A 23,223-nucleotide genomic window follows, 5' to 3' on the forward strand; every position below is an offset into this window, starting at 1 on the left:
GGCCGAGCTGCCCGTCACCACGTCGGCGGGCCTGCCCAAGCGCCAGAGCAGGCACTCCGGCCCTGGCAGGCCCACGCCGGTGACCCAGCAAGCCATCACGGACACCCTCGCCCCCGAGGACGCCGCCGCCGGCCTGGAGCGCATGCGGCAGGCGCTCGACTCGGGTTACGCCGCCGACCCGCAAGGAAACTCCCAGCCATGACGACGCAGCAGCCCACCGCCGACACCGCCAACATGACGTGGACCCTCAACAGGCTCGCGCAGGAGCCAGAGGTCATCAACGCGCTGCTGTTCACCACCGACGGGCTGGTGCTGGCCCGTTCCGACGGCCTGAGCCAGGACGACGCCGAACGCGCCGCCGCCGCCATGTCCGGCATGAAGTCGCTGCAGGGCGAGCTCTCGTCCTTCTGCGGCATCGAGCGCGAGCACGGCGCCCCCGTGGCCCTGCGCCACGTGATCAGCGACATGAAGGACGTCACCGTGCTGCTGTTCGCGGCCGGCGAGCGTACGGGCGTCGGCGTGTCCGTCCGCGGCGACTCGATGAGCCAGCAGGTGGGCGTCGCCATCACCGCGACACTGAAGATGATCGCCGGGCTGCGCGACGTGCTGAGCGCCCGCGAGCGGGGCAAGCACGCGTGACCGGGCCGCGTCATCGGCGGGCGGGCATGATCCGCTCCCACACCGCTACCGGTGGCGACGCCATCCCGTCACGAGGCAGCCTGGACGACGCCACCCTGCTCGTCGCCGAAACCGGCGCGCCGCCGGCCGGCCTGCCGGCCCAGGCGCACCGGGTGATGGATCTCTGCCTGCCCGGCGTCCTGTCGGTGTCGGAGGTCGCCTACCACCTCCAGCTGCCCGGCGCGGTCGTCAAGGTGATCGTGTCCAAGCTGATCGACAGCGGGCACCTCATCGCCCGCGCTCCTTACGCCCCGTTGGCGGGGCAGCATGACGAGAACTTCCTACGGCAGGTACTGGATGCCCTACAAAAGCTCTGATCGTTACGTGCCGCCCGGGGCACGCTCGGTGAAAATTGTCGTGCTTGGTCCGTTCGCAGTGGGTAAAACCACGTTCGTGGGCACGGTGTCAGAGATCCGGCCGATGCGGACCGAAGAAGAGATGACGCAGGCCGGCCGGCTTGTGGACGATCTCGAAGACCTGCGCGGGAAGACCACCACGACCGTCGCCATGGACTTCGGCCGCCTCACCCTCACCGACGACATCGTCTTGTACCTGTTCGGCACACCCGGCCAGCACCGGTTCCGCGGGATGGTGCGCTCGCTCATGGAGGGCGCGCTCGGAGGGCTGGTGCTGGTCGACACGCGGCGCATCGCCGACAGCTCCGACGCGATCGACCTGCTGGAGGAGGCCGGGCTGCCGTACACCGTGGCGATCAACCACTTCGACGGCGCTCCTCGCTATGCCGAGTCCGACCTGCGCGACAGCCTGAGCATGCCCGACCACCGGCCGCTCGTCGGCCTGGACGCGCGCATGTTCAGCTCCGCCAAGCAGGGGCTGATCGTCCTCGTCTCCGACATCCTCGCCCACTTCCGACCGGAGCCCGCCCGATGACCATATCCGTCACACCCGCCGCCCGCCTGTTCGGTGACGACTTCGCCACCCGGGCCGAAGACGCCTACGACGCGCTGCGCGCCGCCGGACCGGTGGCCTGGGCGGAGATCGCCGACGGCGTGCACGCCCTCGTCGTCACCAGCCGGCGCGCCGCCGCCGACCTGCTCAAGGACACCGCCACGTACAGCAAGGACAGCCGCATGTGGGCGGCGCTGCAACAGGGCGAGGTGCCCGCCGACAGCCCCGTCCTGGCGCTGATGGCGTTCCGCCCGAGCCTGCTGTACACCGACGGTGACCGGCACGCCCGGCTGCGGCACGCCATGGACGACTGCCTCGACAGGATCAACCTGCACGAACTGCAGGAGATCACCCGCGGCCACGCCCTGGGGCTCATCTCCGGCTTCGCCCACACCGGGCACGCCGACCTGATGAGCCAGTACGCCGACACCCTGCCGCTGCTGGTCTTCACCGACCTGCTCGGCTGCCCGCCCCAGCTGACCGGACGCATGGTCGCCGGCTGCCAAGGCATGATCAACGCCGGTCCCGAGGCCGGCAAGGGCGCCGCGGAACTCGCCCAGTGCCTCTCCGAGATCATCCAGATGAAGTCCACCCGGCCGGGCCGTGACTGCACCTCCTGGATGTTGTCCCACCCCGCCGCGCTGACGCACGAGGAGATCCTGCACCAGCTCGTCGTGCTGGTCGGCGCCGGGACCATCCCCACCGCGGCCTGGATCGCCTCGGGCCTGCGCCTGCTGCTGACCGACGACGACTACGCCGGCGACCTGATCGGCGGAGCCGTCACCGTACGCCGTGCCATGGACAGGGTGTTGTGGACCCGCTCGCCCATGGCGAACTTCTCCGCGCACTACGCGCGCCACGCCACCACCCTGCACGGCGTCCCCATTCCCGCCGGCGTGCCGATCCTCATCAGCCACGCCGCGACCGGCACCGATCCGGCGCTGCCCAGCCTCGGCTACGACCACCGCTCCCACCTGGCCTGGTCGGCCGGGCCGCACCGCTGCCCGGCCGACAGCCAGGCCGCCGTCATAGCGCAGACCGGGATCGAGACGCTCCTGGACCAGCTGTGGAACCTCGACCTCACCGACGCCGAGGTTCCCAACCGGCCGGGGCCCTTCCACACGTGTCCCGCTGCGCTGGGCATCCGCTTCCGTCCTCAGCCGGTCGACCCCCCAGCCACCGGAGGTCCCCGTGACCTGCACACCGCCGACCCTCGACACCACCGGCATCCACCTTTATGACCAGGTCGACGAACTGCGCGCCGCAGGCCCCGCCGTCCAGGTCCGGCTCCCCGGCGACCTCGTCGCCTGGTCCGTCAGCCGGGGCGACGTGGTCAAGCACCTCCTGACCCACCCCGACGTCTCCAAGGACGCCCGCAGATCCTGGCCCGACTACCGCCCCTTCGCCATTGCCTGGCTGACCGCCTGGGTCGACGTCGTCAGCATGTTCACCGCTGACGACGCCGACCACAAGCGGCTGAAGGACCTGGTCGGCCGGGCCTTCACCGCCCGCCGCATCGAAGCCATGCGGCCCGCGATCGAGGACATCGTCGCCGCCCTGCTCGACGACCTCGCCTCCGCACCTCCCGAGCAGCCGGTCGACCTGCGCGAGCGTTTCGCCTACCGGGTCCCCACCAAGGTCATCTGCAACCTGTTCGGCGTACCCGCCGAGCAGCGGCCCACCATGCTGGGCGTCATCGACGCCGTACTCGACACCAGCCTCACCGCCGAGCAGGCCGCCACCGTCCAGCGGGACATGTACGCCGCGATGCACCGGCTCGTCGCCACCAAACGGGCCGAACCCGGCGACGACATGACGAGCCTGCTGCTGGTCGCCCAGGAGGCCGACGGCGACCGGCTCAGCATGGACGAGCTGGTCAGCACCCTGATCCTGATGATCGGGGCGGGCAGCGAGACGACGGTGTCGCTGATCGACCGCGCGATCATCGCCATGCTGACCCACCCCGCCCAGCTCGCCACCGTCACGGCCACGCCGGAACGCTGGAGCGACGTCGTCGAGGAAAGCCTGCGCCGGCACTCGCCGATCATGCACCTGCCGCTCCGGTACGCCACCGCCGACATCGACCTCGGCGACGGCGTCACCATCGGCAAGGGCGACCTCATCCTCATCGCGTTCGGCGCGCACGGCCGCGACCAGGCCGTCAACCCCGACCCCGGCAGGTTCGACATCGACCGGCGCGACCGCCAGCACCTCGCGTTCGGGCACGGCATCCACTTCTGCCTCGGCGCCCCGCTGGCCAGGCTCGAGGCCGGCGCCGCCTTACCCGCGCTCTTCCAGCGGTTCCCGCGCATGCGGCCGGCCGCCGACCTGAGCACGCTCCCGCCGGCACCGTCCTTCATCGGCAGCGACGTACGGTCGCTGCCCGTGGTGCTGGGACCGGCCGGATAGCCCGCGTCACGTACGGCCGACCCGCAGGGGCAGCCGTGCCGGGGCCGGCCGGACAGCCGGCGTCACGTACGGCCGACCCGCAGGGGCAGTGTCCGCGGCCCGCGGACCTGCCCCGTCGCCCAGGTCACCGCCGCCGGGTCGGCCAGCGTGAACTCCGGGATCCGCTCCAGCCAGACCTCCAGGGCGACCCGCAGCTCCATGCGCGCCAGGTGGGAGCCCACGCAGCGGTGGATGCCCAGGCCGAACGCGACATGCCGGTTGACCTCCCGGTCGATGACGACCTCGTCCGCCCGCTCGACGTGCGCCGGGTCACGGTTGGCCGCGGGGAACGACAGCAGCACCCAGTCGTCGGCCTTCATGTCGACGCCGTGCCAGTGCATGTCCTGCTTGACCAGCCGCGCCATCGTGACCGGCGCGTACGCCCGCAGGAACTCCTCCATCGCGGTGGGCAGCAGCTCCGGCTCGGCCACCAGGCGCTCCCGGTCGGCCGGCGTCTTCGCCAGGTGCCACAGGGACGCGCCGATCGCGCTCCACGTGGTGTCGATGCCGGCGATGAGCAGCAGGGCCATCGTGCCGGACACGTGCGCCGGCTGGAGCTTCTGGCCGTACAGCTCCGCCTCGATGAGGTAGGTGGTCAGGTCGTCGCGCGGGTTGTCGAGGTGGTCGCGGATCTGCTCCAGCAGGTAGTCGAACAGCTCCCCCATGTGCGCCATGCGCTCCTCGGGCGGCAGGTTGACGCCTTCGAGCGAGTGCTCGATGAACGCGCGGAAGCGGGGCCCGTCCTCCGGCGGGAAGCCCAGCATGTCGGCGATGACCCGTACCGGGATGTGCTGCGCGTACTCGCGGGCCGCGTCGACGTCCCGCCGGCCCTCTAAGGCGTCGATGAGCGTGTGGCAGTACGCCCGCGTGGCCGCCTCCCGCTTGGCGACGGCGCTCTTGGTGAACGCCGGCAGCAGCAGCCGGCGCGCGTCGCGGTGGAACGGCGGGTCGGAGGAGATCGGGGGCACGCCGCCGACCGGCGCCAGGTCGAGCGGCGGCCGGTAGTTGCTCATGACGATCGCGCGCGAGGAGAAGTGCTCGGTGTCGTAGGCGATCGCGGCGACGTCCTCATACCGCGTCGGCAACCAGCCGCCGCCGAACCGCTCGGTGCGCGCGATCGGGCAGCCCTGCCGCAGCTCGTCCTGGATGGGGTACGGGTCGGCGGCCCACTCGGGCTCAAGGTGGGAGAAGTCGGTCGTCCAGTCGGCGACGGGACCGGTGACGATCTCGCTGCGGGTGCCGACCAGCTCCTCGTCCTGCCCGTCCCGGTAGTCCTGCGTGAAGCGCTCGTCAACGGCCATGTCAGGTCTCCTCGTGCGCGTCGATCGCCCTTTCGGGACAGTTGGCCACCGCCAGGCGCGCCGCCTCCTCCTCGCCCGGCGGAACGACGCCGTGGCCGAGAACCTGCCCGTAACCCTCGTCGTCCTCGCCGAACAGGCCCGGAGCCAGGTCGTAGCAGCGCCCGTGCCCCTGGCACCGTTCGGGGTTGATCTGTACTTTCACGGGGTCGACTCCCTCTTCTCTGTGATGCCGGCGGGGCCGAGGACCGTCACGACGCGGGCGAGCAGCTCGGCCCACTCCTCGTCGGCGACCGCGTGCAGGTCCGGCGTGACCAGCACGCTACCCATCGCCAGCAGGAGGCAGAAGTGCGCCACCGCGTCGGGCGACAGCGCGGGATCGAGCTCGCCGTCGTCCTGGGCCCCGCGTACGAGCCCGGAGATCTGGCCGGCGCGCTCGCCGATGTAGTCGCGCATGGGCAGGGCGACGTCCCGGTCGCGGCGGGCCGCGACGAGCGCCTCGACGACGAGGCGGCCACGGACGTCGGGCCTGCGCGGGAGCCGGCGGCCGATGACGAGGAGCAGCTCCGTGACCGGCCGGTTCGGGTCGGCGGCGAGCAGGTCGGCGAGCATGCTGCGGCCGTGCGCGCGCAGGGCCGCCACGAGCAGATCCGCCTTCGACCCGAAGTGCGCGTAGAGCGCCCCGTTGCTCACCCCGGCGGCGGCCGCGATGTCGGCGACACGGGTGCCGTCGTATCCGCGCTCGGCGAAGACGTCGGCGGCCGCGCGCAGCAGACGCTCCCGCGTTTCGGCGGCGGTAACACCGGCTATGCGGCCCATGAACGAATTAAAAAGTCGTTCATTTGATTCGTCAAGGGCACCTGGCACCACATCCCGAGGAGTCTGAGGGTCTTGACGACGACAGTCCGTCACGGCAACTGGAAGGGGACATGGAAGCGCGCAATCGACGTTGGCAGTAGCGGCGTGTACGGCAGGAGGTCCGGCCCGGATGACATTGGGAGCGCTACTTGGCCCATGGGGGCGACAGGTGGCTTATCCGGGAGCGACAGTTGGCACCGCGTGTCCGCCAGGCAGGGCTGACTGAGCCCTTCAGTTGGCGGATGTGCGCTTGAGTTGGCGAGTTCCGCGCATACCGGCAGCGAGGAGAGGCTGCTTCGGCCCGGCTCGACCTGCCGCATTCGCTGGCGAGAGGGATTTTAGGCCGATCGCGTGCTTGATCAAGATCTGCCGTATGTCTGTGCCGCCGAGACTGCTGGGCCAAAATGGCCCGCATGTCTACCATGCCCGAAGATCACGTTGAGACCGCAAACCCCTCCCCACTCAACGACTACGACAGGATCGCCGAGGGTTACACGGCCGAGAACGAGACCAGTCTCCTCAACGCGTACTACGAACGGCCCGCGATGCTGGAGCTCGCCGGGGACGTGACCGGCCGGCGGATCCTCGACGCCGGCTGCGGCTCGGGTCCCCTGTTCTCCGCGCTGCGCGATCGAGGTGCCATCGTGACCGGCATCGACGCGAGTGCCGGGATGCTGGAGCTGGCCCGGCAGCGGCTGGGCGCCGACGCGGATCTGCGGGTCGCTGACCTGGCCGGCCAGCTGCCCTTTCCCGATGGCGCGTTCGACGACGTCATCGGGTCCCTGGTGCTGCACTACCTGGAAGACTGGGGACCGACGCTGGCCGAGCTGAGACGCGTGCTGAAGTCCGGTGGCAGACTCCTGGTCTCGGTCGACCATCCTTTCTCCATCGCTCTCTTTCAGCACATGGCCGGGGAGAAGCCCAAGTACTTCGAGACCCGCAGCCGGACCGAAGAATGGACCATGGGTGGCAGACCGCCCAGATGAGGTTCTGGGACCGGCCGCTGCACGCGATGACCGAAGCCTTCACCGCGGCGGGCTTTCGCATCAGCGTCATCAGCGAACCGCCCTTCGTGCCGGAAGCCCGCGAACTGTTCCCAGAGGAGCTCCGCGAGATCACCGGCACGAGGTTCCTGTGCTTCTTGTTCTTCGTTCTCGAAGTCAGCTAGGCGCCCCGTAACGATCAATCGTCGTGACTGAGCGTTTCAGCGGACGATTGCCGCAACTGAAGCACTCAGTCACACCGGGAGATGGTGGCGGTCTGGCCTCGATGGCTGGCGTTGGTGGTGGCACCAGCGTACGGCGAGTCGTTCGCGTCATGGGCTGATCGGATGGCCCTTCGGAATCGATGCCCGCCGTGGACGATGGTCGAGGCGTTGGGGCTGGATATACGCGCGTCGAGTGACGTTCGTTCACTGGCGTACGGCGTCATCACGATGCCGGAGACATGCGGGGCGATCGAGGCTGTACAGGCGTGAGCTCCGAGGTCGTGCGTGGGATGCACCTGGAGAGGTTCGACGGCTCGGTCCTGGATCTGGCCGACGTCCGTGCGGGCGACAGGGAGTCAGTCCGCCGGGCAGAGAGCCGTGAATGGGTGCAGTTCCTCGGCAGCCGGGCATGCCCGCAGTGCGTCGCGGCGTCAAACGGAGCCTGGCTGGTCTGGCGGAAGCTGGGCTGGCCGCGGTTGTCGCGAGCATCGGGCGCTGCTGGTGGATCTCTGCCCGAGATGCCGCGTTGCCGTGCGACGGGGGCCCGGCCGGCCGGCCTGCTCGTCTATCTCGCTCACGGATGCCGGCTCCATTGCGATGCGGCTCGCTCCTCAGCGGGACCGTATGCGATCAGCGATCCCGCAGATCAGCACGAGCGCGGTGAGCGACAAACTTGGGGTGGCGATGCATTGTCGGCCTGCGCTGATTGCAGGTCAGGTAATGAGTGCCGGTCAGCGGTTCGCGGTCTTGAAAGCGACGGCGATGCTGGTCCGGCTGGGAGTGCCGGAGGTTCTCCCTCTGTTGAACGTGCCTCCGGATCGTCAGGACGCGCTGGTCGCAGAGACAGCTAGGCAGCGGTGGAACCGGGCAGGCTCAGTGGGCCGCTTCGGGATGGCTCCACGAACGGCGTTGGTGGCGGCGGGGCTGCCGGCGGTGGCTTCGGAGGTGGCCTGCATCGTGGCGAGGGTGACCAGTTCGGCATCGCCGAGGCGGGGCGTAATGCCGACCGGCGCCACGGCGCCAGGTGGGATGCTCCTTCAGCATGTCGTCGGTCGTCGCATAGAGTGCTGTCGCGAGGGTGTCCACGTCTTTCGTCACGAAACGATCTTGGACCCCTCGTTCTCGTCTCCGCAGGCATCCCTTGGACCACACCACCAGGAGGATCCAGTGTCATACCCGCAACTGCTCACCCCCGAGGAGAAGCTCGCCGACGCGAAGAAGCTGTTGAGCCTCCCGCGTATCGTCGTGATCTGCGGCTCCACCCGCTTCATGACCGAGATGAACGAGGCCGATCTGAGGGAGACCAGAGCCGGAGAGATTGTCGTCAAACCGGGCTGTGACATGAAGTCGCCGCACGAACTTTGGTCCGATCCTGTCGAGGCCGAGGCGCTGAAGGTTCGACTCGACGATCTGCACCGGGCGAAGATCCGGCTCGCTGATGAGGTGCTCGTCGTCGGCGACTACATCGGAGACAGCACCCGAGCCGAAATCGCCTACGCCCGGTCGCTGGGCAAGCCCGTGCGGTTCACGCACCCCGAAGTCGACCCTGACGCCTGACCGCCCGCTGCCACCTCGACAACCAGGGGCCGGCAGCCGCCGCCTGACCTTCTCGCGGTGGCTTCGGCCGCCGCCCACCCCACACCCTCCGCAGGCGTCCTTTGGAATTGATCATCTAGTAGAACATAGATCTTTGATGCTGACGGCTGATCAGGCTGGTCACAGGCGGGCGGTCCACTCATGGCCGGTAAGGACGTCAGCGCCCCTGGCCGGGAAGACGCGGTTGATCAGGAAGTCGTGCACGTCCGGTTCCCCGTCACCGCAGGCGTCGCTGAGCACGGTCACGTGGTAGTCGCGGTCGGAGGCGTCGTAGAGGGTGGCGGCGATCATCGCCCCGGTCGCGACACCGGTCAGCACGATCGAGTCGATGTGCTGGGCGCGCAGGAGCCGATCGAGGTCTGTCGCCGCGAAGGCGCTGGCGCGGCGCTTGAGGACGACGGCCTCGCCCGGCAACGGTGCGATGCGCGGGTGCACGAGCGTCTCGGGGGATTCTTCGTGAAACAGCGTCCCCGCCCCGTGCAGGTCGCTGATCAACTGGTTTCCCGCTGCCACATCAAGGCCTGAGGCCCGGAGCCCGAAACGGATGAAGATCACCGGGATGCCGGAGGCTCTGGCCGCAGGGAGAACCTCTTCCACGACGGGGAGCACGCCGGCAGCGAAGGGGTAGTTGTCCACGATGCCCGCCTGCAGGTCTCCGACGATGAGCGCGGTGGTGGTCATACGGTTTCCTTGTTTGTACGGCACGCCATCGGCCATCCTCACGGTCGTATCCTTGGCGCTGTTGTCGTCGATCCAGTACGACGATAGTGGGACAGATTGGCGTAAGGGCCATCAGCCGCGGCGCAGGCGGCTTGCACCCATGAGGGCTGACTCAGTCGGGCGTGAGCAGCGGATCATGTGGCCTGAACCGTCCGGGCGACCTGTCGTTCGACGGCGTACAGGGCGTGTTCCTCATCGCAAGCCTCTTCGATCCAGAGCACGTGACCGACCTGGCGGAAGCCTTCGTCAGCCGCGCCGTGGCGGCCGGGGCCGCCACGATTGTGACCCTGACCAGCTCCGGCGTCACGAGCCGGCGGGCCGGCTACGAGATGCTGCACGCGATCGCCGGCGGTTACGTCTACAGCGCCGACGGCGCCGAAGCGGGCGTCCGGCGGCTGGTGCTGTTCGGCAGGACCAGGACCGAGCCGAGGCGCTACTACTGCCGCGAGGCGGAGTTCAGGGACGACGGGCGCCTGTCGGCCACCTGGGAGCCGTGGTTGAAGGTCGACGCGCAGGTCGAGGCCGAGATCGTCTATCCGGTGCACGCCTTCGGCCGCATCTTCGTCTTCTGGCCCACGGCCGAGGCGGTCGCGCCCGAGCCCGGTGCCCAGACCACGCTCACCGAGCAGCAGCGCGGCGACAACCGTACGCTCACCCCGCCGCCGCCCAAGTACCGCGTGCGCGTCAACTACTCCTTCCGCAACCTCAGCGGCGAATGGGTGCCCGCGCAGGTCCTGCCCCTGGAGGACGTACAGGATGCGCCCGTCGACGGCGTCAGCCTCTACGTCCAGGCGTCCGCCACCGTACCGGTGCCGGACGGTGGCACGCACGACACCATCCTGATCACTTGCACGTACACGGTCGCCAGGCCGAACGGCCCGGAAAAGGTGCAGTCGGCGTTCGCGCTGACCCCCGAGCTGTATGCGATCCGCGCCGAAGGGGTGCCGCAGCCGGTGCGGCCGTCCCGGCTGGAGCAGATCTTCAACGAGCCCATCGATGCGTCCAAGGTCGTCCAGTTGGCCATGCCGGCCGGCGCCGGGAGCGACGCGTGGATGAGCGTCGACCACAAGGGCGGCAGCTTCCTGTGCCGGCCGATCGTCCCGGAGGGCAGCGGGGAGGAGCCGCGGCAGCTGAGCGGCAATCCTGACAAGCTGCCGGCGTGGTCCCCGATCCACGCCGCCGTCGAGCTGCCCGGCGGTGTCAGGTACTTCTTCAACAACACCGGCGAGAACGGCTCCGGCCCTTACTACGTGGAGGTTTCCGCGACACGGACGACCGCCACCCGCCTCAGCAAGCCGCCGACGGGCGAACGCTGGGGACACGTCCCCACCGCCCTGTACGACGACAAGGCCGAGGCCGACGCGGCCATCGTCAAGGAGGGGTTCCTCTACCTGTTCTCCGGCGAGTACTACTACCGCTACTCCGGTGATCCCTTCGGCAGGATCGACGTGGGCTATCCGAAGCTGATCGACGGCAACAAGGAGGGTTTCCCGCAGTGGGACAAGGTGGACGCCGCCGCCGTCGACGCGGATGGCGTGGAGTACTACCACTCGGCCGAACAGCGCGTGTGGGTGCGCCGGACCCGTCCCGGCAACCCCCTGGAGGCCTTCCAGCCGCCATGGGCGTCCCGCGACACGCAAGTGGGAGCGGTCCTCTTCGGTGGCGACGAGGTCTTCGTCGTGAACGGCGACTCCTACCGGCGCTGGGACGGCCGGAACGAGCGCACGATCCAGCTGCGGGGCAACAAGGACGGCCTGCCGCAGTCCGGCCCTGTCAGCGCCCCCTTCCGCTACGGTGAGAGCGTCTACTTCTTCAACAACGACACCCACACCTACCTGTCCATCACCCGCGAGGAATCCGGCAAGGGTCGGGCACACTCCGGCAACGGTCCCGGGGAATACGTCCAGAGCGAGCCGTCCCCCATCAAGACCCTGGGCGTGGCCAGAACAGCCATCACCGACGAGGGCGTCGACGCGGCCTACGTCGTCGCCGGCGCCGACGGCGAGGACGCCACGTTGTTCCTCGCCAGGAACTTCGAGTACGTCCGCTACACGCTCAAGGACGGCGTCGTGTCCGCTCTGGCCGACCCCGACTATCCCAAGCCCATGAGCCGCCGCGTCCGGGCCGTCTTCCAACGCTCGGGCCTGCGCTACGTCTTCAGCGACCAGGACTACACGGTGCTGCGGCCCGGCGAGGAGCTGGCGACCGCGGCGGAGTTCTCCCCGGTCAGCGGCAACTGGCGCGGCCTGCCCGACGGCTGGGAGGAAGGGCTGGACGGCGTGCTCGACAGCACCGACCTCTACCTGTTCCTCGGTTCCACGTACGTCACCTACCCCTCGTCGGTGAAGGTCCAGCGGCCGTACGAGATCGCCGCGCTGCCGCACGAGGTCATCAGGCTCACCTCCAGCACGGCGTACAGGCTCAACAAGGCGCTGCTGGAGGGCGGCGTGCCCGCGCTGCTCGCGCCGGACCTCCAAGAGATCGACGAGCTGCCGGCTTTCAGCACGCGGGTCTCCGACGCCACCACGATCTTGGTCACCGAGTCGACCGCGGAGCAGGGCGTGCCGGCCGGCACGCACCTGGACTTCAACAGCGGCAACGGCATCTACTACTGGGAGGTCTTCTTCCACGCCCCCACGCTCATCGCCCAGGCGCTCAACGCCGCCCAGCGCTTCGACGACGCCCGCACCTGGTACGAGTACGTCTTCGACCCCACCATGCCGCGGTACTGGCGCTTCCTGCCGTTCCTGGCGGCGGACGTCGAGGCGCTGGTCCGGAGCTGCCGCGACGACCTGGCCGAGCTCGCCGGCCGAGGGGCCGACGTGGGAAAGCCGGCCGCCGACCTGGAGCAGATCTTGGTCAAGGTGGAGCCGATGGCCCCCGCCTTCCAGCACCGGCGCGAGCTGAGCGAGACCGAGAAGGACTACCTCGCCGAGCTGCCGACCGGCGGACCGTCGACTGCCGGACTGCCGCCGATCGAGGAGGCGCTCAACGCGCTGGAGGCGCCGCCGGAGGGCGGGCCGGCGCTGAACGGCCTGCTGGAACGCATCGCCATGCTCGGCCGGCTGCGCCGGCAGTACGATCTCATGGGCGACCGGGCCGCGCTGCTGAAGGCGTACCTGGAGGATCCCTTCGACCCGCACCCGATCGCCGAGCTGCGTCCGTCGGCCTACCGGCGCGCGGTCGTGATGGCGTACGTCGACAACCTGCTCGACTGGGGTGACCTGCTCTTCAGGCAGTACACCGCCGAGAGCGTCGACGAGGCCAGGATGCTCTACATCTTCGCCTACGACCTGCTCGGCGAGCGGCCACCCGAGGACCTCGGCCCGCGAGCCCTCACGCCCGCGCTCACCTACGAGGAGCTGCGCCGGGCACCCCAGGACGACGGGCTCCCCGAGCTGACCGCGGGCGGCGCGATGCTGGAGAAGGAGGGCGAGGTGCACGCCAGCGTCGCGGGACCGTACTTCCACGTCCCCGCCAACGGCGTGTTCCTGGAGTACTGGGACCGCGTCGAGGACCGGCTGCGCAAGATCCGGGCCTCGCTCGACATCATGGGCGTCAGCCGGCCGTTGCCGCTGTTCGAGCCGCCGGCCGACGTGATGGCGCTGGTGCGCGGCGCGGCGGCGGGAGCGTCGCTCGACCGGCTCGCCGCCGCCGCGACCATACCGGTGCCGCACTACCGCTTCTCCTCCGTCTTCCGCAAGGCGCAGGAACTGGTGGACAAGCTGCGGCAGTTCGGCGGCGACCTGCTCAGCGTGCTGGAGCGCCGCGACTCCGAGGAGCTGGCGCTCCTCAACAACCGGCACGAGGGCACGATCCTGGCCCTCACCCGCGCCGTGCGCGAGGCGGAGGTGCAGATCGCCGCCCAGGGCCTGAGCGAGGTGCAGGTCAGCGAGCAGGGCGCGCAGAACCGGGTCGACCACTACGAAGGGCTGATCGCCGCCGGGCTGACGCCGCTGGAGCAGGCGCAGCTCGGCATGATGTCCGCGGCGGTCGTCGCCCACGTCGTCGCGACCGGTTTCCAGGCCGGGGCGGCCATCTCCTCGGGCCTGCCGGACGTCCTGCTGGGCCTGTTCATCACCGGCACCAAGCTGGGCCGCGAGCAGGTGACGGAGGCCCTGGAGCACGGCGGCGAGGCCTCGTCGTCGGCGGCCGAGGCGTTGAATGTCATCGGCGAACTGCTCGGCATCCGCGCCGAGCAGGAGCGGATGGCGAGCGACTGGACCTTCCAGCTCGCGGTCGCCCGCAACGACGTGGAGCAGCTCGGCCACCAGGTGAAGGCCGCCGAGCTCCGGCTCAAGGCCGCCCAGCGCGAGCTGGAGATCCTGGATCAGCAGATCGCCAACCTGGAGGCCGTCGGCGCCTTCATGACCGGCAAGTTCACCAACCTCCAGCTGTACCAGTGGATGTCAGGGCGGCTGGCCGGGCTGTACTTCCAGGCCTACTCGATGGCCTACGACATGGCGCGCGCCGCGCAACGGTCCTTCCAGTACGAGCGGGGCGTCCCCGAGGGGGAGGCCGACTATATCCAGCCGCTCTACTGGGAGAGCCGGCGCAACGGCCTGCTCGCCGCGGAAACTCTGGGACTGGACCTGGAGCGGCTGGGCAAGGCCTGGCTCGAGAGCGACCGCCGCGGCCTGGAGATCATCAAGAAGGTGTCGCTGCTGGCGCTGGACCCGGTGGCCGCGCTCAACCTGCGCACCACCGGCCGTTGCGAGTTCGCCCTGACCGAGGCCCTGTTCGATCGCGACTTCCCCGGCCACTACCGTCGGCGCGTCAAGACGGTGTCGGTCACCTTCACCGGCCAGGAGGGGCCGATCGGTCTCAACGCCGTGCTGACCCAGCTGGACAGCAGGACGGTGCTCGCGGCCGATCCCAAGGCCGTCAAGTACCTCCTCGACCCCAAGGGCCCGATGCCGGCGACGTTGCGCGCCGACTGGCGCGGCGGCCAGCAGATCGCACTGTCGGACCTGGAGGAGTATAAGGACAACAACGGCCTCTTCGAGCTCCGCTACGACGACGACCGTTACCTTCCCTTCGAGGGCACCGGCGCGGTCTCCCGGTGGCGCCTGGAGCTGCCCTCCGGCGGTGCCCCGCAACTCCTGGATGTCACCATCACCGTGAAGTACTCCGCCGAACAGGGCGGTGAGCTCTTCGCCGGCGCGGTCAAGGGCATGCTCAAGCCCTATGCCACGGCTCGCTACTGCGACATCCCGGCGGAGTTCCCCGAGGAGTGGTCAACGTTCGTCGAAGGCTCCGCCGACACGCTGACTCTCCCGTTCACCCCGGACATGTTCCCCGGCATGTCCGGCCGCGCCATCACCGGCGTGTACGCCCTGTACTCGCCGGCCGGCAGCGGCTCGGCCCGCTTCCTCCTCAACGGCGAACGACGCCTGACGCTCAACGAGGGCAAGCTCCTGCCGACCCCCGGCCTCACCGCCGGGACCTGGCGCCTGATCCTGGAAGGCGACAAGTCCGCGCTCGAGGGTCTCGGCCTGATCCTGTCCTACCGCGCCCGCTAGCGGGGTCTCCCGTGCCCCCGGCCAGTCCTGGTCGGGGGCACGGGCCATACCGCGTCCCGACGCCGTGCCGCCGGCACATCCGGACCAAGAAAACCCGACCGACCACCACCGTCGCGGCGACCGCGTCCATGGCCACACCCCGGGCATCGATCTCCGGGCCGCCGCCGCGACGTCGCTCATCGCGTCGGCGTGGATCGACGCCCGCTCAGCGCCAGCGATCCTGCCCCTCGGAGTCCGACCGGCCGCGTGGGCACACCCACGTGCGCTTTCGCGCCCTGGAGGTGGTGGATGCGTCGGTGGGGACGTGGGCAGGGTCCGGCGGTGGCGTGGCGGATCAGGATGGCGGGGGCAGGGCCTACGGCGCTCGTTCTTCCTGGAGGAAGGCGGCGACGCCCTCGTACGCGCCCTGGGACGCCTGGCCTGTCGTGTCGTACTCCAGGAGCAGCAGGCCGTTCGGTGTCGCCTCGTGGTGGACCAGGCGCAGGCCGGACGTGGCGCCCGGGCCGGTGACCAGGCGGCGGCCGGTGCGCAGCAGCGTGGGCGCGACGGCGAGGCGGATCGTGTCGACCAGGCCTGCCGCCAGCAGCGCGTCGGCCAGGCGGGCGCTGCCGTGGATCTGCAGCTCCCGTCCCGGTCGTGCCTTCAGCGCGGCGAGCGCCTGGGCGGCGTTGCCGTTGAGCACGGTCGTGGGGTGCCAGGTTCCCTCGGTGAGGGTGTTCGACACGACGTACTTCGGCAGCGCGTTCATGCGTTCGGCGTACGGGTCGGCCGGGTCGGTGATCTTCGGCCAGTCGCGGGCGAACGCTTCGTAGGTGCGGCGTCCGAACAGCAGCCCGTCGGCGAGGTCGAGCCATTCGGAGGTGCGCTGGACGAAGGTCTCGTCGATGTGCGGTACGAGCCAGCCGCCGCGGGTGAAGCCGTCGCTGGTGTCCTCGTCCGGTGAGCCCGGCGCCTGGCTGACCCCGTCGAGGGTGACGAACTGGAGCAAGACGATCTTCATCACGGTGCCATGCTCTCGGCGAAGGCGGCAAGCTGGCGCGTGACCGAGCCCCAGCCGTCGGCGAAGCCGAGCTTCTCGTGCTGGGCACGGGATTCCGGGTCGCCGTGCCGGACGAGGATCCGGTAGTCGGTGCCGTCGGGGTGGTCGTTCAGCGTGATCGTGGCGGTCATGGCGACGGGCGCCGGGTCGGCGGGACGCCAGGTGCTGGTGACGGCGTTGGTGAACACGATCCGTTCGGGTTCGTCCACGGCCAGGAAGCATGCGTCCAGGTGGGGGACGAACTCCGGCCCGCCGTCGCTCATCCGCGTCACGAACGCTCCTCCGGGCCGCGGGTCCAGGCGGTCCACCCGGCAGCGGAAGGGGGCGGGGATCCACCATTGCTCGAGCCGGGACGGGTCGGTCCAGGCGCTCCACACGGTGGCGCGCGGGGCGCGGATGATCCGCTCCAGACTGAGGTCGAGGTCGGGGTTCATGGCCTGTTCTCCTGTGGGTCGGTGACGAACCTTTCGAGGCGGTCGGTGCGTTCCTGCCAGATCCGGCGCTGCTCGGCGAGCCAGTCGTCGACGAGGGCGAGGCGTTCGCGGTTGAGCACGCAGGTGCGTACCCGGCCGGACTTGGTCGTGTGGATGAGCCCGTTCGATTCGAGGGTCCGTACGTGCTTCATGAACGAGGGGAGTGTCATGGGGAAGTCGCGGGCGAGGTCGCCGACGCTCGTGGGCCCGTGGCCGAGGCGCCGGACGACGGCTCGCCGGGTCGGGTCGGCGAGGGCGAGCAACACGCCGTCCAGTTGCGCCGAAAACTGTGCCATGAAGCTAAGTGTTGCGGAAAGCCATGGTTAGCGCAAGGGCTAAGTGTCCGTTCGCGCTATCGGGCCATGCCGGACAGCGGACCCCGCCCGGCCTCCTCCATCCGTTCCTGACCGGCGGCTGAGCGGCGGGTCAGGTGAAGCGCCTGCCCTCGTCGCGGCGGTAGGCCCAGACGGCGGCTGCCGCCGTGGCGCCGGTCCAGACGGCCAGCATGACCAGTGGCACCGCGCCCGGCCGGGCGCCGGCGATCGCCCACCAGATCAGCTCGGCCGCGCCCCTGGTGGGCACGTACGCCGAGACGGCCTGCACGAATCCCGGCAGGATCTGCGGCGGCAGCAGCAGCCCGCCGAGGATGGCCATGGGGAAGAACAGCAGTTGTGACACCGCCATGGCGGCCTTCGAGGCCAGCAGGAAGCCGACGCACAGGCCCATCAGCATGAACGGCACCACGCCCACGACCAGCGCGCCGATCCCCAGCAACAGCCTGGCCGGTGTGATCGTCGCCTCCGTGAACAGCGTCGCCATCACCAGTACGGGGATGACCGAGATGAGCATGACGGCCAGCGTCGACAGGATCCGCCCGGCGAAGCGCGGGAGGGGGCCCGCGGGCAGCGTGCGCAGGTACGGGTTCCACGGCAGGTCGCGGTCCTGCGCGACGGCGCTGCTGAGCCCCATGAGCGCGGCCGACATGGCGCCGAAGAACATCAGCGACCCCGTCGCCGTCGTCGCGGCCACGGGATCCTGGCCCGCGAACGGCACCACGAACGCCACCATCGAGACGGCCGGGAAGAACGCGCTGGCCAGGATGGCGATCGGCACCCGGATCTGCTCGATCACGAGGTAGCGGGTGTGGGCGAGGACCAGGCTAGACATGTGCGGGCTCCTTCGAGGTGAGGGTGAGGAAGGCCTCCTCCAGCGTGGCCGGCCTGATCTCCAGGCCGGAGAACGGCACCCCGCTGCGCACCAGCTCCACGACCAGCCGGTCGGGGTCGTTGACGACCAGGTCGATCCGGCCGCCCGAGCGTTCGGCGCCGAGCACGCCCGGCAGGTCCGGCAGGTGGTCGGCGACGAGGGAGACGCGCCGGGTCCCCACCATGCCGCGTACGGCCCGCACGGTGTCGTCGGCCAGGACGCGGCCCTGACCGACCACCAGGACCCGTTCGGCCAGGGCCTCGATCTCCTCCAGGTAGTGGCTGGTGAGCAGTACGGCGCCGCCCTCCTCGTGGAAGGACCTGATGCCGTCCCACAGCGCCCGCCTGGCCTCGACGTCCAGCCCGGTGGTGGGCTCGTCGAGGAACACCAGCCGCGGCTTGCCCGCGAACGCCAGCGCCACGGCCAGCCGTCGCCGCTGCCCGCCGGACAGGCCGCCGACCTGCCGCCTGGCCAGGTCGCCGAGGCCGAACCTGGCCAGCAGTTCGGCCGTGCCGACGCTGTCGGGGAAGTGCGCGGAGACGAAGTCGGTGATCTCGCCGACGCGCAGCGACTCGGGCAGCCCGGTCTCCTGGGGAGTCATGCCGATGCCGCGCCGCATGGCCGGGTCCAGCGGCGAGCCGCCGAACAGCTCCACCGTGCCGGAGGTGGGCCGGCGCAGTCCCACGAAGAGGTTGATGAGGGTGGACTTGCCGGCGCCGTTCGGGCCGAGCAGGCCGACCAGTTCGCCCGCTCTGATGTCGAGCGAGACGTGGTCGAGTGCGAGCATGTCGCCGTAGCGGCGGGTGGCGTCGATCGCTCTGGCGAGGACAGTCATGTCGGGCCTCCTGAGTAAATGGCGTCGCCGGGGTGCGGTCATCGCCGTGCCAGCCCGGGAACGAGCACGGCGCCGACGATCAGGTGCAGCAGGACCAGCACCAGCGTCGCGGTGGTGCCGGCGGCGCTGCCGAGCGGGCCGAGCAGGGACAGGGCGAGCACGGCCAGGGCGACGATCGTCCAGGGTCGGCCGGCCCGGGAGGCGAACCGCTCGAGAACGGCCAGCAGCGCCCAGCCCGCCAGCCCGGCCAGCAGGCTCGCCACCACCACCGCTGCCGGCCCGACCTGCTGCATGCCGCCGCCCATCCGCACGGTCAGCGCGATTCCGGCCACCGGGACCGCCAGGACCCAGCCGGCCAGGGCGGCCGCGGACGCGCCGATCACGGTGAGCAGCCTGCTGACGGAGGTGTTCATACGGGCGTTCGTGTCTCCCGCGCGGCGACCGCCGCTTGAGCGCCGCGCGGGAGTGGCGTGGACAGCGGTGTTCGTGGAGGCGTCGGCAGGGGTGTTCGTGGAGGCGCGGACGGAGGCGTTCGGGGAGGTGCTCATGCCGGTCAGCCTCGCTCGTCGGCCCGGCCCGCCGCATCGGGCGCGCGGTCGCGCCGTGTCCTCCCCCGGTGGGGAGCGGCTCCGACTTTGGTAGGTGACGGGCCTGCCGCACCGGCGACCAGCTGGGACGATGCGCCGCCTCGGCGTCGCCTCCCCAACCCACCCCGGCCTCGGCCGGAGCGGCCGGCCGGGGCTGCACGCAGGGACAGGCCGCCGGGCCCGTGTTGCCGGACCTCGCCGAGGATGTGACGGTTGAGACGCATCCGGGCACCGCATGAAGGGTTCGATGACGACCGCATCGAAGGAGCCGGCAGCGACGTCCTGGCCGCGGCTGCGGGCCGGTGGCCACGTCGCCCTCGTCTCTCTGGCCGGCTTCCCCGACCTCGCCGCGGTCGAAAGACCTCACACAGGGCTGAGCGGCTGGGGCCTGAAGGTCAGGATCGGGTGGCCGGGCTGCCGCGACGCCTGGACCGTCGGCGGTTCACCGAGCGGCGGCGCGGCGGCGACGGGCCGGGTCGGAGAGGACGGCCGCGTTGTAGCCGGCGTCGTCGGGGTTGAGGTCGGCGCCGGGCGCCACGATGCGGTCGATGCGGTCCAGCACGGCGGGTTCCAGGACGATGTCCGCGGCGTTCAGCTGGGAGTGCAGGTGCTCGGCGGTGCGCGGGCCGATGATCGCCGCGGAGACCGCGGGGTGCGTGGTGACGAACGCCAGCGCCAGCTGGATCAGCGTCAGGCCCGCTTCGCCGGCGATGCGGGCGAGCTCGGTGGCGGCGTCGAGCTTGGCCTGGTTGCCCGGCACGGTCAGGTCGTAGTGGGCGGACGTCTGGCGGAAGGGCATCGTCCGCGTGCGGTGGCTGGACAGACCGGGCGCGTCGCGGCGCCAGCGGCCGGACAGCCAGCCCCCGGCGAGGGGACTCCAGGCCAGCACCCCCATCCGGTACGCCTCGCAGGTGGGCAGCACGTCGGCCTCGACGCCCCGGCTCAGGAGGGAGTAGGGCGGTTGTTCGCAGACGAAGCGCTCGCGCTGCCGCCGCTCGGCGGTCCACTGCGCCTGCACGATGGCCGAGGGGGCGAACGTCGAGGACCCCGTGTAGCGGATCTTGCCGGCGCGGACGAGGTCGGACAGCGCCCCCAAGGTCTCGTCGAGGTCGGTGGCGGGATCGGGCCGGTGCACCTGGTAGAGGTCGATGTGATCGGTGCCGAGGCGGCGCAGGCTCTCCTCGCAGGCCCGGACGATCCAGCGCCGGCAGGCGCCGCGCTGGTTGGGGCCGGGACCCATGGGGCTCGACACCTTGGTCGCCAGGATGACGTCGTCGCGGCGTCCGGCGATCGCCTTCCCGACGATGACCTCCGACTCGCCGCCCGAATAGACGTCGGCCGTGTCGATGATGTTGACCCCGGCGTCGAGCGCCGTGTGGATGATGCCGATCGATTCGGCATGATCGGGGTTCCCCCACTTCCCGAACATCATCGCACCCAGGCACAGCGAGCTGACGTGGATTCCCGTGCCGCCGAGCGTGCTGTAGTGCATGACCTTGGACGGCCCTTCCGTGATCCAGGCGGTGTGGTGTGCAACGTCCGGCAGGCCTCTGCTACCGTCCGCAATAAACGGAGCAGGGTCCGCTTGGCTGCCAGGTTAACCGGAGCCGACTCCACATAGCAAGCCGGGGAGAGAAGACGCATGCCTGAACCGTCCGGACGGCCGATCCGGGCCGACGCGCGGGCCAACGAGGACAGACTGCTCGCCGCGGCGGCCGCGGCCTTCGCGCGGGACGGTGCCGCCGCGACCCTGAAACGGATCGCCAAGGACGCGGGCGTGGGGATCGCCACGCTGTACCGGCGCTTCCCGACCCGCGAACAACTCGTCGACGCCACCTACCGCTACGAGACCGCCCGGCTCGCCTCCCGGGCCTCGGACCTCGTCGCCGGGCTGCCCGCCGATCGGGCCCTGCGGGCGTGGATGTCCGAGGTGCTGGACTATCTCGCCGCCAAGCACGGCATGGCCGAGACGCTCAAAACCCTCCTGCGGAGTGACCAGCGGCTCAGCTCGCTGACGCGCGAGCAGCTGACCGGCGCGGTAGAGGAGTTCCGCGTCGCGGGGATCGCCCAGGGCGTGATCAGGGACGACGTGCCGTCAGGAGACATCCTCATGGCCCTGGCGGGTGCCACCCTGGTGGCCGGGGCCGCCCACCAGCGCCCGCAGGCCGAACGGCTGCTCGACCTGCTGATGGACGGCCTCACCCGCGCGGACGGACGTCGCCGCGACACGCCGTGATCCCGGGCGCGCGCAGCACCCCGTCCTGGGCGGTGCGGCCCGTCCCGGGCGGTGCGCCTCGGCCCGGGGCGGTGCGGCCCGTCCTGGGCGGTGCGCCTAGGCCCGGGCGGTGCGCCTCGGCCCCGGCGCGGCGCGGCGAGCATGCCGGGCGTTCGCCATCAGGAGTGCGTTAGGCGGGCGGCCACCTCGAACAGCAGCCTCTCCTGACCAGGACGGCAGACGAGCTGCAGCCCCACCGGCAGGCCGCTCGGACTGTTCATCGGGCTGTTCGGGCTGTCCATCGGGCCGTTCGGGCTGTCCGGGCCGTCCACCAGCCCGGCCGGTACGGTCAGCGCGGGCAGGCCGAGCACGTTCCACGGGCTCGTGTACGCCAGCAGGGCGGCCCGGACGGCGATCTTCTCCCCGTCGAGCACGGCCTCGCGCCGGCCGATCGGGGGCGCGGTCATCGGCACGGCCGGCAGCGCGAGCACGTCATGGCGGCCGAACAGCTCTCCGACCGTCCGGGCGAGGCGCTCGCGGGCGGCCATGGCGCGCACGTACCGCCAGCCGGGCACCTCCTCGGCGGCCCGCAGGCGGTCGAGCACCTCGGCGTCGAACAGCTCGGGCGCATCGGCGAGGCGGTCGGCGTGCACGGCGGCAGCCTCGCAGCTCTGGATCGTCGTGTACGTCTCCCGCAGCTCGCCGCCGGCGTCCGCGGGGAGCCGGACCTCCTCCTCCGCCCCCGACGCCGCCCGCGCCGCACGCACGACGCGCGGGTCCCCGGGGAACAACCCGGCCGGATCGAGCCACGCCACCCGCGCCCGGGAGACGTCCTGCCCGGAGTCCTGCCCGGCGTCCTGCCCGGAATCCTGCGCGGTCAGGCAGCGGTAGGCCAGCAGGCAGTCGCGGGCGTCGCCGGCGAGGACGCCGACGTGGTCGAGCGTGCGCGACAAGGGGAAGACACCGTCCGAAGGGATGGCGTCGTACGCGGGCTTGAACCCGGCGATCCCGCACAGCGCGGACGGGATGCGGACGGAGCCGCCCGTGTCGGTGCCGAGCGCGAGCGGTACCATGCCCGCCGCCACCGCGGCCGCGCTGCCGCCGCTGGAGCCGCCCGACATGCGCGCGGGATCCCAGGGGTTGCGCGAGGGCCCGGTGGCCGAGCGGTCGCATGTGGGGCCGTAGGCGAACTCGTGGGTCGTGGTCATGCCGACGATGACGGCGCCGGCCTGGCGGAGCCGCGTCACGCAGGCCGCGTCATGGTCGGGGACATACCCGGAGAAGTGCCGCGACCCCATGGTCACGGGCAGGCCGGCGACCATGATGAGGTCTTTGACACCGACGGGGATGCCGTGCAGCGGGCCCCTGTCGGTGCCCTCGGCCAGCTCGCCGTCGGCCTGCCGGGCGGCTTCCAGCGCCCCCGCGGCGTCCACGGTGACGAACGCGTTGAGCGCCGGGTCGAGGCCGGCCACGGCGTCGAGCGCCTGCCGGGCCAGCTCGGTCGCGGTGGTGCGCCCCTCGCGCAGGTCCTGGCCGAGCGCGGCCACGGTGCGCCCGGCGAACGGTCCGGTCCTCATGGACTCTGGGGGTGTCCTGTCTGTTATACACATCTGATGCTGCCGACGACTAGTC

The 23,223-nt window shown here is 70.7% G+C and carries 21 protein-coding genes and 1 pseudogene; 10 read left to right on the plus strand and 12 right to left on the minus strand.

Annotation, left to right across the window (positions count from 1 at the left end):
- From E1292_RS51765 to E1292_RS39125, 6 genes are all read left to right on the plus strand, one after another.
- Positions 1 to 202 (plus strand): hypothetical protein (locus tag E1292_RS51765; RefSeq protein ID WP_165974976.1); only part of this gene is annotated, 202 nt, incomplete at its 5' end.
- Entirely contained in the window at positions 199 to 639 is a 441-nt protein-coding gene (locus tag E1292_RS39105; protein WP_132603451.1) for a roadblock/LC7 domain-containing protein, read from the plus strand. The genes E1292_RS51765 and E1292_RS39105, both read left to right, overlap by 4 nt.
- Positions 640 to 665: 26 nt before the next feature.
- Entirely contained in the window at positions 666 to 995 is a 330-nt protein-coding gene (locus tag E1292_RS39110; protein WP_132603454.1) for a DUF742 domain-containing protein, read from the plus strand.
- On the plus strand, positions 976 to 1,569 hold the full coding sequence (locus E1292_RS39115; RefSeq protein ID WP_132603496.1) for a GTP-binding protein: 594 nt from the start codon (positions 976 to 978) through the stop codon (positions 1,567 to 1,569). The genes E1292_RS39110 and E1292_RS39115 overlap by 20 nt, the downstream gene beginning before the upstream one ends.
- Positions 1,566 to 2,828 (plus strand): cytochrome P450 family protein, encoded by a 1,263-nt coding sequence (locus tag E1292_RS39120; RefSeq protein ID WP_181958359.1) that lies wholly within the window; start codon positions 1,566 to 1,568, stop codon positions 2,826 to 2,828. The genes E1292_RS39115 and E1292_RS39120 overlap by 4 nt, the downstream gene beginning before the upstream one ends.
- The gene (locus E1292_RS39125; protein WP_132603457.1) at positions 2,779 to 3,996 is read left to right on the plus strand and encodes a cytochrome P450 family protein; all 1,218 of its coding nucleotides are present in this window, start codon (positions 2,779 to 2,781) and stop codon (positions 3,994 to 3,996) included. The genes E1292_RS39120 and E1292_RS39125 overlap by 50 nt, the downstream gene beginning before the upstream one ends.
- A 62-nt stretch (positions 3,997 to 4,058) precedes the next feature.
- Here the strand turns inward: E1292_RS39125 and E1292_RS39130 are convergent, their stop codons facing one another.
- The 3 genes from E1292_RS39130 to E1292_RS39140 are packed head-to-tail and all read right to left on the minus strand — an operon-like array spanning position 4,059 to position 6,152.
- Positions 4,059 to 5,336, minus strand: coding sequence for a cytochrome P450 (locus tag E1292_RS39130; protein WP_132603460.1), 1,278 nt, complete (start codon positions 5,334 to 5,336; stop codon positions 4,059 to 4,061).
- A 1-nt stretch (position 5,337) separates the two neighbouring features.
- Positions 5,338 to 5,538, minus strand: coding sequence for a ferredoxin (locus E1292_RS39135; RefSeq protein WP_132510907.1), 201 nt, complete (start codon positions 5,536 to 5,538; stop codon positions 5,338 to 5,340).
- A complete protein-coding gene (locus E1292_RS39140) occupies positions 5,535 to 6,152 on the minus strand; it encodes a TetR family transcriptional regulator (RefSeq protein WP_132603463.1) in 618 nt (205 codons plus the stop codon). Before E1292_RS39140 ends, E1292_RS39135 begins: the two co-directional genes overlap by 4 nt.
- Before the next feature lie 443 nt (positions 6,153 to 6,595).
- On the opposite strand from E1292_RS39140, the pseudogene E1292_RS39145 reads away from it, so the two are divergent.
- Together E1292_RS39145 and E1292_RS54440 are read left to right on the plus strand one after the other, a co-directional pair.
- A pseudogene (locus tag E1292_RS39145) lies at positions 6,596 to 7,359 on the plus strand (class I SAM-dependent methyltransferase).
- A gap of 699 nt (positions 7,360 to 8,058) precedes the next feature.
- Complete coding sequence (locus E1292_RS54440) at positions 8,059 to 8,955, plus strand: hypothetical protein (protein ID WP_246090632.1); 897 nt, start codon at positions 8,059 to 8,061, stop codon at positions 8,953 to 8,955.
- A gap of 159 nt (positions 8,956 to 9,114) precedes the next feature.
- Here the strand turns inward: E1292_RS54440 and E1292_RS39160 are convergent, their stop codons facing one another.
- The gene (locus E1292_RS39160; protein ID WP_132603469.1) at positions 9,115 to 9,675 is read right to left on the minus strand and encodes a cysteine hydrolase family protein; all 561 of its coding nucleotides are present in this window, start codon (positions 9,673 to 9,675) and stop codon (positions 9,115 to 9,117) included.
- Positions 9,676 to 9,836: 161 nt separating this feature from the next.
- On the opposite strand from E1292_RS39160, the gene E1292_RS39165 reads away from it, so the two are divergent.
- Positions 9,837 to 15,236 (plus strand): Tc toxin subunit A-related protein, encoded by a 5,400-nt coding sequence (locus tag E1292_RS39165; RefSeq protein ID WP_132603472.1) that lies wholly within the window; start codon positions 9,837 to 9,839, stop codon positions 15,234 to 15,236.
- Between the two features lie 355 nt (positions 15,237 to 15,591).
- Here the strand turns inward: E1292_RS39165 and E1292_RS39170 are convergent, their stop codons facing one another.
- The 7 genes from E1292_RS39170 to E1292_RS39200 form a co-directional block, all read right to left on the minus strand.
- Positions 15,592 to 16,236, minus strand: a complete 645-nt coding sequence (locus E1292_RS39170) for a dihydrofolate reductase family protein (RefSeq protein ID WP_132603499.1) — start codon at positions 16,234 to 16,236, stop codon at positions 15,592 to 15,594.
- Positions 16,236 to 16,709 (minus strand): SRPBCC family protein, encoded by a 474-nt coding sequence (locus E1292_RS39175; RefSeq protein WP_132603475.1) that lies wholly within the window; start codon positions 16,707 to 16,709, stop codon positions 16,236 to 16,238. The genes E1292_RS39170 and E1292_RS39175 overlap by 1 nt, the downstream gene beginning before the upstream one ends.
- Positions 16,706 to 17,044 carry an ArsR/SmtB family transcription factor gene (locus E1292_RS39180; protein WP_132603478.1) on the minus strand — a complete coding sequence of 113 codons (339 nt, stop codon included), beginning with the start codon at positions 17,042 to 17,044 and terminating at the stop codon, positions 16,706 to 16,708. Before E1292_RS39180 ends, E1292_RS39175 begins: the two co-directional genes overlap by 4 nt.
- A gap of 130 nt (positions 17,045 to 17,174) precedes the next feature.
- On the minus strand, positions 17,175 to 17,915 hold the full coding sequence (locus E1292_RS39185; RefSeq protein ID WP_132603481.1) for an ABC transporter permease: 741 nt from the start codon (positions 17,913 to 17,915) through the stop codon (positions 17,175 to 17,177).
- Positions 17,908 to 18,789, minus strand: a complete 882-nt coding sequence (locus E1292_RS39190; RefSeq protein WP_132603484.1) for an ABC transporter ATP-binding protein — start codon at positions 18,787 to 18,789, stop codon at positions 17,908 to 17,910. Before E1292_RS39190 ends, E1292_RS39185 begins: the two co-directional genes overlap by 8 nt.
- Positions 18,790 to 18,827: 38 nt before the next feature.
- Positions 18,828 to 19,337: a DUF6069 family protein gene (locus E1292_RS39195; protein ID WP_246090633.1), complete on the minus strand. Its 510-nt coding sequence runs from the start codon at positions 19,335 to 19,337 to the stop codon at positions 18,828 to 18,830.
- A gap of 481 nt (positions 19,338 to 19,818) precedes the next feature.
- The gene (locus tag E1292_RS39200) at positions 19,819 to 20,868 is read right to left on the minus strand and encodes an aldo/keto reductase (RefSeq protein WP_132603487.1); all 1,050 of its coding nucleotides are present in this window, start codon (positions 20,866 to 20,868) and stop codon (positions 19,819 to 19,821) included.
- Positions 20,869 to 21,018: 150 nt separating this feature from the next.
- Here E1292_RS39200 and E1292_RS39205 point away from each other — a divergent pair, with 150 nt between their 5' ends.
- Positions 21,019 to 21,612, plus strand: coding sequence for a TetR/AcrR family transcriptional regulator (locus E1292_RS39205; RefSeq protein ID WP_132603490.1), 594 nt, complete (start codon positions 21,019 to 21,021; stop codon positions 21,610 to 21,612).
- A gap of 158 nt (positions 21,613 to 21,770) precedes the next feature.
- On the opposite strand, the gene E1292_RS39210 is transcribed toward E1292_RS39205, so the two are convergent.
- Positions 21,771 to 23,168, minus strand: coding sequence for an amidase (locus tag E1292_RS39210; protein WP_132603493.1), 1,398 nt, complete (start codon positions 23,166 to 23,168; stop codon positions 21,771 to 21,773).
- Positions 23,169 to 23,223: the final 55 nt, after the last annotated feature.

Source organism: Nonomuraea deserti, from assembly GCF_004348685.1.
Taxonomy (GTDB): Bacteria; Actinomycetota; Actinomycetes; order Streptosporangiales; family Streptosporangiaceae; genus Nonomuraea; species Nonomuraea deserti.

What these genes read in the sequence shown, in the direction of transcription:
- E1292_RS39170 (WP_132603499.1), bottom strand. Translation starts at nt 16,236, where the DNA reads ATGAAGATCGTCTTGCTCCAGTTCGTCACCCTCGACGGGGTCAGCCAG.
- E1292_RS39110 (WP_132603454.1), top strand. Translation starts at nt 666, where the DNA reads ATGATCCGCTCCCACACCGCTACCGGTGGCGACGCCATCCCGTCACGA.
- E1292_RS39210 (WP_132603493.1), bottom strand. Translation starts at nt 23,168, where the DNA reads ATGAGGACCGGACCGTTCGCCGGGCGCACCGTGGCCGCGCTCGGCCAG.
- E1292_RS39195 (WP_246090633.1), bottom strand. Translation starts at nt 19,337, where the DNA reads ATGAGCACCTCCCCGAACGCCTCCGTCCGCGCCTCCACGAACACCCCT.
- E1292_RS39200 (WP_132603487.1), bottom strand. Translation starts at nt 20,868, where the DNA reads ATGCACTACAGCACGCTCGGCGGCACGGGAATCCACGTCAGCTCGCTG.
- E1292_RS39160 (WP_132603469.1), bottom strand. Translation starts at nt 9,675, where the DNA reads ATGACCACCACCGCGCTCATCGTCGGAGACCTGCAGGCGGGCATCGTG.
- E1292_RS39120 (WP_181958359.1), top strand. Translation starts at nt 1,566, where the DNA reads ATGACCATATCCGTCACACCCGCCGCCCGCCTGTTCGGTGACGACTTC.
- E1292_RS39185 (WP_132603481.1), bottom strand. Translation starts at nt 17,915, where the DNA reads ATGTCTAGCCTGGTCCTCGCCCACACCCGCTACCTCGTGATCGAGCAG.
- E1292_RS39105 (WP_132603451.1), top strand. Translation starts at nt 199, where the DNA reads ATGACGACGCAGCAGCCCACCGCCGACACCGCCAACATGACGTGGACC.
- E1292_RS39180 (WP_132603478.1), bottom strand. Translation starts at nt 17,044, where the DNA reads ATGGCACAGTTTTCGGCGCAACTGGACGGCGTGTTGCTCGCCCTCGCC.
- E1292_RS39115 (WP_132603496.1), top strand. Translation starts at nt 976, where the DNA reads ATGCCCTACAAAAGCTCTGATCGTTACGTGCCGCCCGGGGCACGCTCG.
- E1292_RS39190 (WP_132603484.1), bottom strand. Translation starts at nt 18,789, where the DNA reads ATGACTGTCCTCGCCAGAGCGATCGACGCCACCCGCCGCTACGGCGAC.
- E1292_RS39175 (WP_132603475.1), bottom strand. Translation starts at nt 16,709, where the DNA reads ATGAACCCCGACCTCGACCTCAGTCTGGAGCGGATCATCCGCGCCCCG.
- E1292_RS39130 (WP_132603460.1), bottom strand. Translation starts at nt 5,336, where the DNA reads ATGGCCGTTGACGAGCGCTTCACGCAGGACTACCGGGACGGGCAGGAC.
- E1292_RS39205 (WP_132603490.1), top strand. Translation starts at nt 21,019, where the DNA reads ATGCCTGAACCGTCCGGACGGCCGATCCGGGCCGACGCGCGGGCCAAC.
- E1292_RS39140 (WP_132603463.1), bottom strand. Translation starts at nt 6,152, where the DNA reads ATGGGCCGCATAGCCGGTGTTACCGCCGCCGAAACGCGGGAGCGTCTG.